Source organism: Cytophagales bacterium (genome assembly GCA_019456305.1).
In the GTDB taxonomy this organism is placed as follows: Bacteria; Bacteroidota; Bacteroidia; order Cytophagales; family VRUD01; genus VRUD01.
On the sequence record VRUD01000032.1, the window covers coordinates 33,830 to 45,635 of the forward strand.

General features: G+C 35.3%; 13 protein-coding genes. 8 read left to right on the top strand and 5 right to left on the bottom strand.

All coding sequences use genetic code 11. From position 1 onward, the window contains the following. The first annotated feature begins 59 nt into the window (after positions 1-59). A complete protein-coding gene (gene ruvX / locus FVQ77_08615) occupies positions 60-482 on the top strand; it encodes a Holliday junction resolvase RuvX (protein ID MBW8050383.1) in 423 nt (140 codons plus the stop codon). A gap of 49 nt (positions 483-531) precedes the next feature. After that, a complete protein-coding gene (locus tag FVQ77_08620; protein MBW8050384.1) occupies positions 532-1,113 on the top strand; it encodes a peptide deformylase in 582 nt (193 codons plus the stop codon). A gap of 52 nt (positions 1,114-1,165) precedes the next feature. Here FVQ77_08620 and FVQ77_08625 read toward each other — a convergent pair whose 3' ends face one another. After that, the gene (locus tag FVQ77_08625; GenBank protein MBW8050385.1) at positions 1,166-3,610 is read right to left on the bottom strand and encodes a ribonucleoside-diphosphate reductase subunit alpha; all 2,445 of its coding nucleotides are present in this window, start codon (positions 3,608-3,610) and stop codon (positions 1,166-1,168) included. 248 nt (positions 3,611-3,858) lie between these two features. Continuing rightward, on the bottom strand, positions 3,859-4,833 hold the full coding sequence (locus tag FVQ77_08630) for a ribonucleoside-diphosphate reductase (GenBank protein ID MBW8050386.1): 975 nt from the start codon (positions 4,831-4,833) through the stop codon (positions 3,859-3,861). 310 nt (positions 4,834-5,143) lie between these two features. On the opposite strand from FVQ77_08630, the gene FVQ77_08635 reads away from it, so the two are divergent. The 6 genes from FVQ77_08635 (at position 5,144) to FVQ77_08660 (ending at position 9,166) form a co-directional block, all read left to right on the top strand. After that, entirely contained in the window at positions 5,144-5,650 is a 507-nt protein-coding gene (locus FVQ77_08635) for a hypothetical protein (GenBank protein ID MBW8050387.1), read from the top strand. Next, on the top strand, positions 5,647-6,489 hold the full coding sequence (locus FVQ77_08640) for a glycerophosphodiester phosphodiesterase (protein ID MBW8050388.1): 843 nt from the start codon (positions 5,647-5,649) through the stop codon (positions 6,487-6,489). Before FVQ77_08635 ends, FVQ77_08640 begins: the two co-directional genes overlap by 4 nt. A 156-nt stretch (positions 6,490-6,645) precedes the next feature. Beyond that, the gene (locus FVQ77_08645) at positions 6,646-7,107 is read left to right on the top strand and encodes a type II toxin-antitoxin system VapC family toxin (protein MBW8050389.1); all 462 of its coding nucleotides are present in this window, start codon (positions 6,646-6,648) and stop codon (positions 7,105-7,107) included. 277 nt (positions 7,108-7,384) lie between these two features. Continuing rightward, positions 7,385-7,867 (top strand): 50S ribosomal protein L21, encoded by a 483-nt coding sequence (gene rplU, locus FVQ77_08650; GenBank protein ID MBW8050390.1) that lies wholly within the window; start codon positions 7,385-7,387, stop codon positions 7,865-7,867. Positions 7,868-7,997: 130 nt separating this feature from the next. Next, a complete protein-coding gene (locus FVQ77_08655; GenBank protein ID MBW8050391.1) occupies positions 7,998-8,765 on the top strand; it encodes a S1 family peptidase in 768 nt (255 codons plus the stop codon). 137 nt (positions 8,766-8,902) lie between these two features. Continuing rightward, on the top strand, positions 8,903-9,166 hold the full coding sequence (locus FVQ77_08660) for a 50S ribosomal protein L27 (protein MBW8050392.1): 264 nt from the start codon (positions 8,903-8,905) through the stop codon (positions 9,164-9,166). 9 nt (positions 9,167-9,175) lie between these two features. On the opposite strand, the gene FVQ77_08665 is transcribed toward FVQ77_08660, so the two are convergent. The 3 genes from FVQ77_08665 to FVQ77_08675 are packed head-to-tail and all read right to left on the bottom strand — an operon-like array spanning position 9,176 to position 11,725. Continuing rightward, positions 9,176-10,219 carry a DUF541 domain-containing protein gene (locus tag FVQ77_08665; protein MBW8050393.1) on the bottom strand — a complete coding sequence of 348 codons (1,044 nt, stop codon included), beginning with the start codon at positions 10,217-10,219 and terminating at the stop codon, positions 9,176-9,178. 12 nt (positions 10,220-10,231) lie between these two features. Further along, positions 10,232-11,158 carry an aldehyde dehydrogenase gene (locus FVQ77_08670; protein MBW8050394.1) on the bottom strand — a complete coding sequence of 309 codons (927 nt, stop codon included), beginning with the start codon at positions 11,156-11,158 and terminating at the stop codon, positions 10,232-10,234. Between the two features lie 18 nt (positions 11,159-11,176). Then, positions 11,177-11,725: a Uma2 family endonuclease gene (locus FVQ77_08675; protein MBW8050395.1), complete on the bottom strand. Its 549-nt coding sequence runs from the start codon at positions 11,723-11,725 to the stop codon at positions 11,177-11,179. Positions 11,726-11,806 lie beyond the last annotated feature (81 nt).

Below are 11,806 nucleotides of genomic sequence, written 5' to 3' on the forward strand. Positions count from 1 at the left end.
CTGCACTTTAAGGTTGAATGTGCTTATTAAAAATGAAATTATAAAATCACTAAATATAAATGGGAAGAATATTAGCTCTGGACTATGGTACTAAACGGGTGGGAATAGCTGTTACCGATCCTTCTGAAATTATTGCAACACCATTAGAAACAATTCATTCAAAAGATATTCTTGAGTTTTTAAAAATATATAATGAGAAAGAAAATATAAAAAGTTTTGTAGTGGGTCTTCCCAAAAAGTTAAATAACACGGACACCCACGCAACAAAACCTGTCAGGATGTTTGTCAGGCAGTTAGGAAAAAAATTCCCCGGCAAAAAAATTCATTTATGTGACGAGCGATTTACCTCAAAAATAGCTCAACAAGCTATGTTGGAAGGGGGAATGAAAAAAAAGGACAGGCAAAATAAAGCAAACGTGGATAAAATAAGTGCAACCATCATTTTGCAATCTTATTTAGAAAGCAGGAAGCATAGAGCATAGAGCAGAGCCCCGCCTGTGGCGGGGCCCTGCACTATTAATTTTCAATTCCATGATTTACCCCATTGTAGCATACGGAGATCCTATTCTTAAGAAAGTCACAAAAGAGATTGAAGAAGGGTCAATTGATATTAAGAAGCTTTCAGAAGATATGTTTGAGACCATGAACAATGCGTTTGGTGTAGGACTGGCAGCTCCTCAAATAGATATGGGTATAAGATTGTTTGTAGTTGACGGTAAAAATGCTGCCGAAGAAGAAGAAATCGCTGAATTTAAAAAGGTTTTTGTAAACCCGGAGATCTTATCCGAAAATGGAGAAGCATGGGGTTATGTTGAAGGATGTCTGAGCATTCCCACTATAAGAGAGGAAATTACCAGGCAAAGAATTGTGAGAGTACATTACTTTGATGAAAACTGGAATGAGCATGAAGAAGAATTTGAAGGGGTAAAAGCAAGGATCATTCTTCATGAATACGACCATCTTGAAGGGGTCTTATTTACCGACCACCTGTCCGGTTTGCAGAAGCGGGTATTGAAAAGCAAGCTATTAAATATCAGCAAAGGGAATGTGGAAGTGGATTATGATATGAAATTTCCCCTCAAGAAGAAATCTGCAATTATATTCAAGAGTTAACAATTGACAGTAGGCAATATTGTCAACTGTCAATTGTCTACTGTCAACTGGATTAGCTTCCACAAGATTCACACTCATCAGGATCATCCAATGAGCATTGCATATCGCTGATTTTCACTTTCACTGACTCTTTATGAAGCTTCAACTTTGCTGATTTGGTTCCGGAGGATTTCTGAGGATTGACAGACCGGTTCTCTTTATTGGTTTCAACAGTCTCTAATACTGCTTCAGGTTGTTTCTCCACAGTAAATTTGATCGCATCCACCGCTGATTTGGATCTCAGGTAATACATGCCTGTTTTAAGTCCTTTTTTCCAGGCATAGAAGTGCATTGAAGTAAGCTTGCCAAAATTAGGGTCTTGAATGTGGATATTCAGGCTCTGGCTTTGACAAATATAGGCGCCTCTGTCGGCAGCCATATCTATGATCGCTTTTTGTTTGATCTCCCAGACTGTCTTATAAAGGTCTTTGATATTTTGAGGGATTTCCTTAATATCCTGGATAGACCCGTTTAACTCAATGATCTTATTCTTCATCTCATTATTCCAGACATTCAAGTTGATCAGATCTTTTAGCAGGTGTTTATTTACTACCACAAACTCACCGGAAAGCACTCTTCTTGTATAGATGTTTGAGGTGTAGGGTTCAAAACATTCATTATTCCCCATGATCTGGGAAGTTGAGGCAGTAGGCATTGGCGCTAAGAGAAGTGAGTTTCTTACACCATACTTCTTAACTTGTTTTTTAAGCTTATCCCAATCCCACCTTCCGGAAGCTGGTTTAACATCCCACATATCAAACTGGAAAATACCTTGTGAAACAGGAGAACCTTCGTAAGTTTCGTAGGAGCCATCTTTTTTTGCCAGGTCATTGGATGCTGTCATTGCAGCAAAGTACATTGTTTCAAATATGTCTTTGTTTATCCCCCTTGACTCCTCTGAATCAAAGGGCATTTTGAGCATGATGAAAGTATCAGCCAGCCCCTGAACACCGATACCGATGGGTCTGTGACGCAGATTTGACCGCCTGGCTTCTTCAACAGGGTAATAATTAATATCGATGATCTTGTTGAGGTTTTTAGTAACTATATAAGTCACATCATATAATTTCTGATGATCAAATTTGCCATCAATCACATATTTTGGTAATGAAATGGAAGCCAAATTACAGACAGCAACTTCATCAGGTGAGGTATATTCTACAATTTCAGTGCAAAGATTGCTGGATTTAATAGTACCCAGGTTCTTTTGATTTGATTTTAGATTACACGCATCTTTATAGAGCATGTAAGGAGTACCGGTTTCGATTTGAGCTTGCAATATTTCAAACCAGAGTTCCTGTGCTTTCACAACTTTTCTCGGTTTGCCTTCGCGCTCATATTTTTCATACAGCTTTTCAAACTTTTCACCATAGCATTCTGTCAGTCCTGGCGCTTCATTAGGGCAAAACAATGACCATTCTTCATTATCTTCAACTCTTTTCATGAAGAGGTCAGGAATCCAGAGAGCATAAAACAGGTCTCTTGCTCTGAGCTCTTCTTTGCCTACATTTTTTCTCAGATCCAGGAATTCAAAAATATCAGAATGCCATGGCTCCAGGTATATGGCAAAAGCGCCCTTTCTTTTTCCACCGCCCTGGTCAACATATCTTGCCGTATCATTAAACACTTTTAGCATTGGCACCAAGCCATCCGATGTGCCCCCCGTACCCTTGATATATGATCCGGTTGCCCTGATATTATGAACACTCAACCCGATGCCGCCAGCAGATTGCGAGATTTTGGCGCATTGTTTCAGCGTGTCATAAATACCTTCAATACTGTCTTCTTTCATCGTAAGCAGGAAGCACGAAGAGAGCTGAGATTTAGGAGTACCTGCATTGAATAAGGTAGGCGTAGCATGCGTAAACCATTTTTCAGATAGCAATTCATAAGTCTCAATAGCAGTATCAATATCAGCCTTATGAATACCCAGAGCCACACGCATGAGCATGTGCTGGGGACGTTCTACAACTTTGCCATCCATTCTTAAGAGGTAAGATCGTTCTAAAGTTTTGAAGCCAAAATAATCATAATGAAAATCTCTGTCGTAAATGATAGTAGAATCAAGCAAGGCGGCATTTTTGCGTATAACTTCATAGACATCTTTAGCGATCATAGGCGCATTTTCACCGGTTTCAGGATTTACATGGGTATAGAGCCTTTTCATCGTGTTTGAAAAGGACTTACTGGTGCGTTTATGCAGGTTAGAGACAGCGATCCTGGCGGACAATTTAGCATAATCAGGATGCCTGGTGGTCAAAGAAGCGGCAGTTTCGGCAGCAAGCTGGTCAAGCTCTACGGTAGTTACCCCCTCATAGATGCCTTCAATGACTTTTTTAGCGATATCAACGGATTCAACATATTCCATGTTCAACCCATAGCACAGCTTCTCAATCCGTGCTGTGATCTTGTCGAATTTGACAGATTCATGTCTGCCGTCTCTTTTGATTACGTACATGGTTTAAAAGTATTGAGTATTGATATTTTAGTATTTAGATAAAATAATTCAAGTCTTAGCACGCACACCTTAAGTATCTATAGGGCATCTCTAAAAACTACACCATACATTCCCCTCTATCAAGAGGGGCAAGGGGTGTGTTTTAAAAAATATGTAGTTTTTAGAGATGCCCTATGGTTTTAAAACTTTTTTGCAAGTTATAATTTTTTTTTTGAATTTCATTGTCTACTGTCAACTGCCTACTGAGTTCAAAACTCCTCATTCAAGCTAAACTTCTGACTTTCTTTTTCACCAATCACGCCTGCTTTTTGGTACTCTCCTACTCTTTTTTCAAAGAAATTGGTTTTACCCTGCAGCGAGATCATTTCCATAAAGTCAAATGGGTTGGTTGAATTATATATTTTTGGATAACCCAACGCAACCAGCAGCCTGTCAGCTACAAACTCAATATACTGTGACATCAATTTTGAGTTCATACCAATCAGTTTAACGGGAAGTGCATCAACTACGAACTCTTGTTCAATTTTTACTGCGTCTTCAATAAGTTGATAAACTCTTTCTTTAGAAAGTTTATTTTTAATGTATTTGGTATAAAGCAGGCAGGCAAAATCACAATGCATACCTTCATCGCGGGATATTAATTCATTGGAGAAGCTCAAACCCGGCATTAACCCTCTTTTTTTGAGCCAGAAAATAGAACAGAAACTGCCCGAAAAGAAGATACCCTCAACGACTGCAAAGGCAATAAGTCTTTCTATAAAGTCACCGCTTTCGATCCACCTGATAGCCCATTCCCCTTTTTTCTTGACGCAGGGTACGGTTTCCAGCGCGTTTAATAACCTGTTTTTTTCCTTTGGGTCTTTAATGTAGGTATCAATTAATAGAGAATAGGTCTCAGAATGGATATTTTCCATCATGATCTGAAACCCGTAGAAGCATTTTGCTTCGGGGTACTGTACTTCTTTCATAAAATTCACAGCAAGGTTTTCATTCACAATGCCATCACTGGCAGCAAAAAAAGCAAGTACGTGTGAAATAAAGTGTTTTTCACCGTCATTTAGCTTTTTCCAGTCAGAAATATCCTGGTTGAGGTCTATTTCTTCTGCTGTCCAGAAGCTTGCTTCTTCTTTTTTATACATTTCCCAGATGTCATTATGTTCTATGGGAAATAATACGAACCTGTTCGGGTTTTCCTTTAACAATGGTTCTTCAACAAGGGTCATGGTTTCTGTGCTCATAATTCTTAGTTATTTTTAGGGTTAAAAAAAGAACTTGTCTGCCCTGTCCCCCCGAGTACCCGGGGTTGGGATGATATTGTAAAAACTAATGCAGAAAATTGCAAGAGGCTGTTGGAATTTATACTGCATTATATGGGGCACAAATATACAACAATTTATTTGAAACCTAATAATCTTTTTTATAATAAAATTTATTTTGACCTTTATAAAAATCTGATAGGGGATAATTTGCTTTTTAATATAACTGGTAGTAAATTCGTGATCTTTTTTGATGACTTATAAAAAATTATTCAACATGAAAATTCTATTGTATATAGTAATCATTCTTTTTAGCATTAATTTAGGTAATGCTCAAGTATTAAAAAATAAACAAATCTATTTTGGATATGGATTTTATGAAGCAATTAATATTGGAATGAAACATATCATTGATCAACATAATATAATTGGTCTATCAATTGGTTCAAACTTTCATTTACTTAATAATGAAAAATATTATGCAATAGAATTAGAATATGATAGATCAATATTTAATAACAATAATAAGATAAATAATTGGTTTTTTATTAATAAAATAATATATTGGAACTTAGAGGATAAATACTACCTCTGGAAAGTTTTATCATGGTCTCCATGTTTAGGTAAATACATTTATTTTACTGATAAAATTGGTAGTCTAATTGATATAGGACCATTATTTAATCTTGTTCTTTACAATAAAAGAAAAACCTTTGAAGAAGTAGGTTGGCCTTATAAAATTATGCCTAACTTTAGAATAGAATTATTTTATAATATAAAATGAAATATATAAAGGTATTGATATTATTACTTTTATTATCCGGATGTAAAAAAATAAATTACCATCCGGATAAACCTTATAAAGATGTTAAGACAATGTTTTTAGCTCATAAGGGTGGAGGTAGTTCAATTCAGCCCGAAAATACCTTAAATGCTGTGAAATATGGTTTAAATAAACTTAATGGAGTAGAAGTAGATATTCAATTAAGTAAAGACGGAACTATATGGTTATCTCATAGCGCCAGCTTAGAAAAATGTGGTATTATTGATCCTGGTTTATTTGCAGAAACAACTGACATGGTAATAATTGAAATAGATAGTTGTAAGGGAGACAGTCTGGATTACTCAATGCTTAAAGACATTTTTCAGTATATCGCTGAATATTACCCTGAAAAATATATTTCATTAGATGTAAAGGCTTCAGAGAATAGTTTATCAGCATTAGGAATATTAAATGATATTGCTGATGAAATTATTGACCTTGTTGACATGTATAAGATAAATAATGTAATGGTTGAATCTGAAACCGCCACATTTTTGAGCTATTTGAAAAAGAATAGTAATGGGATTGAATCCTATTTAGCAACTTTCGGTGATTTTGAAAGAGGTATGGGCATAGCTTTACAGAAAGGTTATTCAGGCATATCTTTTAAATACAAATTCAATGAGGAAATCAGTTCTGATCATATCAGTTTGCTTAGAAAAAAAGGACTCAAAATCCAATTGTGGACGGTAAATTCAGAAGATGATCTTTTAGAAGCAATATCAATTAATCCTGATTTTATTCAAACAGATGATATTGACCTTGCATTAAAAATTGACTCAATCTTTTATAATAAATGACCAATATATTTTTGAGCCTGTTATTTGTTTTTAATGGAAAAGATGGTAATTTTGCACTTTAATTAAATTTGCATATTCTGTGTTACGAAAAAGTAATGAGGAAACCTAATCTATGTGCAATCTAAAAAGTTTAAAATTATATTGTAAATTTGAAAAATGAAATTTTATGTTGACACCTCTGTTTGGGGTGGATATTATGATAAGGAATTCAGCGAATGGACAGTACCATTTATCACTCAAATTAAAGAAGGTAGATTTACTGCGATTTTATCAAACATTACTTTAGGGGAACTTCAAGACGCTCCGGAAAAAGTCAGAGAACTACCCAATGAAATTCCTGTTGACTTTTTAGACTTTATTGAAATAACAAAAGAGCAAGATGAGTTAGCAAACAAATATATTGCAGAAGGTGCCCTGACAGAAAAATCCTATACAGATGCACAACATATTGCTATAGCAACAATTTTAAAAGTAGATTCTCTGGTTAGCTGGAACTTCAGGCATATGGTAAACTTTTTTAAAATAAGACAGTATAACTCAATAAATCTAAAATACGGATATTCAACAATAGATATCAGAACACCAAAAGAAATCACATATGAAGATAACGACAATTGACAATTTCAAGGCTGTTGAATTTATGAGAACTGTTCGAAAAAAAATGACAGATCAGTATCATAAAAATAAAGAAAAGTACTTTGCAGACTTAAAGGCTATTGCAGATGAGTTTAAAAGAAGTAGAAAACAGCCTGCTCACAACAAAATATAAAAAACATAGGGCTGACAAGGGTTGCAGAGAGTTTGTTGCTTTCAATAAACTTCTTGATGGTGGACACTGACGAAGTTCTAAAGCCCTACATTCATAGAGCCGTTAAACAGCAATAAATTAATTACTATGTACGCAATAGCAGAAATAGCAGGCAAACAATATAAAGTAGAAAAAGACAAATCTATTTATACCAACAAGCTCCAGGAAAAAGAAGGAGCAAAGGTTGAGTTTGATCAAATCCTTTTAATAGACGATAAAGGAAAAGTTACGATAGGGCAGCCCATTATTAAGGGTGCGCTGGTATCGGCTAAAGTATTATCCCATGAAAAAGGTGATAAGATAATCGTTTTTAAGAAAAAGAGAAGAAAGGGTTACCAGGTAAAGAATGGACATCGTCAGGATTTCACAAAAATATTAATTGAAAAAATACAGTTGAAAGCTGATGGAATGTCTAAAGCAGATGCTAAGGAGAAGGCTGAAACCAAAGAAGTACAAGTAGATAAAGCAGCTGCAAAGAAAATACCAACAAAAGCAGAGACTAAATCACAAGCTAAACAAAGCGGCACTAAGAAAAAAGTAGCTAAAAAAGATACTAAAATAAAAACATGACATTTTCAAATGAATGATGCTGCCGCAACCGATATTAACCGACTGTTAACTGGTGTTATCTTTTTGTTATGTGCAAGCTGGCATTTTTATTACCGACTGTTGGTGGCAATTATTTAACACTTCTAAAGAGATGATTTCCAAATTAACTATTTTACTTTCTTCTCTAATATTATTTATTTTGACACAAGCATGTGGAATATACATGCAAGACTGTCAACTAAAGTTAGAGAATTCAGTTTTTGCAATTGTGAAAATTTCATATAATAAAGTGGGCGAAACTCCTGTAGAAGGAGGAATATGTGGCACCGCTTTTCTTATAAATGATTCAACAGCAATAACTGCAAATCATGTTTTAAATAATACCAATTATTTACCAAATCCAGGATTCAAGCATGTACAATTTTGGTTAGTGAAACGTGGAACAAAAAAAATCATAGAGCTAAAAAAAGAGGATTTAAAACCATTGCAGAATATTGAAACAACTCTCATAAAATTGTATGAGAAGATAAAATGCGATTTTAAAGTAACTGAACAAGTAATAAAAATAAATGACTTAGTTTTTAATTATGGACATATTATTAATATGCCAATTACAAAAGCTCATTGGGGAAGCAAATTAATAATTGATGATTATAGTTTAAAAAGTAGCAAGTCTGATAAAAAAGGACAAATATTGTCTGTTAAAAAAGTTACTGTCAACTCTAATGACCTCAGAATTACAGATAAAACCTTCATTCAACCATCCTTTATTGCTAATGTTGGGATGTCGGGAGGGCCACTAATTTCTCAAAATAAACTAATTGGATTAATGTCTTTTGGACTTCCTGCTGACTCTATGGTAAAAACAGAAGTTTATGCCATATCTATAAATGAAATTATCAAAGAGATAAAAAAATAGTATTATGGAAAACCCGTTTCAAAAAGTAACCGTTATTAATCGTCTATTAACCAATATTAACCAATATTAACTGAATTATTGTTTAAATACTCTTTATTATGAAACTTAGTACTAGACAATAAATCACTAAATAAATCATGGCACACAAAAAAGGAGCCGGCAGTTCCGACAACGGAAGAGAATCACACAGTAAACGATTAGGTGTGAAAATATTTGGTGGACAATTTGCCAAAGCCGGGAATATTATTGTACGTCAAAGAGGTACCAAACACAATCCAGCTCAAAATGTTGGTTTGGGCAAAGACCATACACTCTTTGCCTTGATTGATGGTACCGTACAATTTAAAAAAGGGAGGAAAAACAGATCATTTGTAACAGTAGAACCCTTAACGGCTAAATAATAATTACATTTACTCTTGAATATCAAGTTTTTTGATGTCTCCATTTGGAGTGATTAACATATAATTGTTCTTGTTTTTTTCTTCTGGTTTATCGAGTGTGTATTTTACTTGTAGTATGTAAACATATTGTACAACCGGTTCCAGTATAACCGGATTAATAATAATACTAAACTCATTGTAAGGTATTTGATCGTAAGCTACTGTTTTTGGTTTTCTTATCTTAGTCACTCCTGATTTCATCCTCACGGCATCGATAGATTGACTTACAAAAGCATCATAATCCGAGTACTGTGTTTCAGGATATATGGCATGTGATGCTTCCCGAACAACGTGGTATTTGTCTTTCAAGGTCAAATTGAGTTTTTTAAATGACGCCAGCTTTTTATTCAAATATTCTACAGACTTATTTCTTATGCTATCATTCACGGTTCCGGTATTATCCACAAAAAAATCGAGCTTAACGAGATCGTAGATCTCATTCTTTGCAGCGAGTGTAACCAAGTCATCAACTTTATCAATGTCTGCAAACGAGATGTGAATATTCTTTTGCATTTCAAATCCAGTGGGTACCTCGTTAAAGGTTTTACTGAAAAGCTTTTTCTCAACTTCAAATTCAAAGGTTGGGATCAGATAGATCATGTCAATATAAATATCTTTATCAGTAATTCCTAACTGTTTGATAGCATTAGTAAAACCCTCAATTCTGGAATTGATAAGTTCGTCTGTTCCAGCAGCGGTTTCACCAATCTGGGTTAAATTGAAAACAACCAAAAAACGGTCTGCTTTTACATTCATGAGAGTGCGCACTTCAAAAATCATCTCGTTGTTTCTGACATATTGTTTGATTCCCAGAAGATCAGTTCGTTGATAACTCTTATCCATATCAAATAAATGTTGTGCATTCAATTCGTTATAATTTGATTGTTTTTGTTCTCTATAATCAACACTGGACTTACTTTTAAAATCCTTTTGATTCAGGTTCCTCTGAGAAAATGAAACATTCGCTTTTATCATCAAAGCGGATATACAAGTTATTATTATAAGATTTTTCATAGTTACAATTTTTTATATTCCTACTGGATGCCACGTAGTCTTGATCTCCTGTGTATCCATGATCATATAAGGACTCTGCGCATTTTTACTCATCCAGTCTTTTCCTTTGTGTAATATAACCCGTTTTACATTCACCGTAGCGTTGGATTGAATTTCCTGAATTGTTTTTGTATCATCATCCCAATACATCACAGCATTTACATCCATGTGGGAAGAAAAATGAGCGATCAGTTCTTTTTTATATCCTGTTAAGATATTCACAACGCCTCCCGGCAGGTCTGAGGAGTTGAGCGCCTCGGCAAAAGTAACAGCACACAGCGGTTTTGATCCGGAAGCCAGGACAACACAACTGTTTCCGCCCGCGATCACCGGTGCAATGGACGATACCAAACCGATCAAAGAGCTGTCTTCGGGGGCAATGATGGAGACTATTCCCGTTGGTTCGGGTACAGAAAAATTAAAATAAGGATCACTTACCGGATTTACACTGCTGAAAATCTGTTGAAATTTATCGCACCAGCCAGCATAATAGACCAGGCGGTCAATGGCTGCATTCACCTCTTTTTCAGCTTGATATGAAGTAGCTCCCTGCCAGGTAATTTCGGCAAGAAATTGCGCTCTCCTGCTTTCCAGCATTTCAGCCATTCGGTATAATATCTGGCCCCTGTTAAAAGCAGTCCTGCCAGACCAGTCTTTGAAAGCAGTCCTGGCTGCAACAACTGCCTCCCTAAAATCTTTGCGGCTGCACCTGCAGATATTTGTAAGCGGCTGGCCGGTTCCTGATTTCAAGGTATAATATCTGCCTGATTCGGTTCGGGGAAATTTTCCGCCAATGTAAATCTTATAGGTTTTCCGGACATTCAACCGCTGTCTTTTGTCCAACCCATTTGGATCTGCAACTGTTTTATTGATGGGTGGTTTTGTAGTTGTTAGTGGCATGATTTTTATGTTGTTTTATTACAAATTAACAGAAATATCAAGTTTTAATACTTTAGAGGTAAATTTACCTGTACCTCTGTAAAATTCCTTATATTTTCCTTTTACCAGTTCATATCCAATCACTTCATTATCGGCAGGATCAATGAGCCAGTATTCCTTTACTCCATATCTTTCATATATTTTTTTCTTTGAATTGGTATCATAATAGCCGGTAGAAGGGGATTGGATTTCAATAATCATATCTGGTGCGCCATAAATACCAGCCTTTTTAATAATATCTATTCTTTCCCTGGAAATATAAATAATATCAGGTTGAAGTGCATTATGCTCATCAAAATAGACATCTGTAGGTGCGCTAAATACTTTTCCAATTGGATTTGCTTTCAGGAAATGCCTGATCTGATATATTATATCTACAGATCTTTCCTGATGTGGTGTAGTGGGTGATGGTGTCATAATTAATTCTCCGTTTATGAGTTGATAGGGCGCTCCTTCGTCAAGCAATTGATAATCTTTAATAGTATATCGTTTTTTTTGAATTACTGGTTTTGTTAATATTTGTGCCATGATCTTTAGTTTTTGGTTGTTAGTTTTTGGTTATGGTTTGATAGTTTATGGTTATAGTTTTTTAGTTTGTTGGTCGTGCCA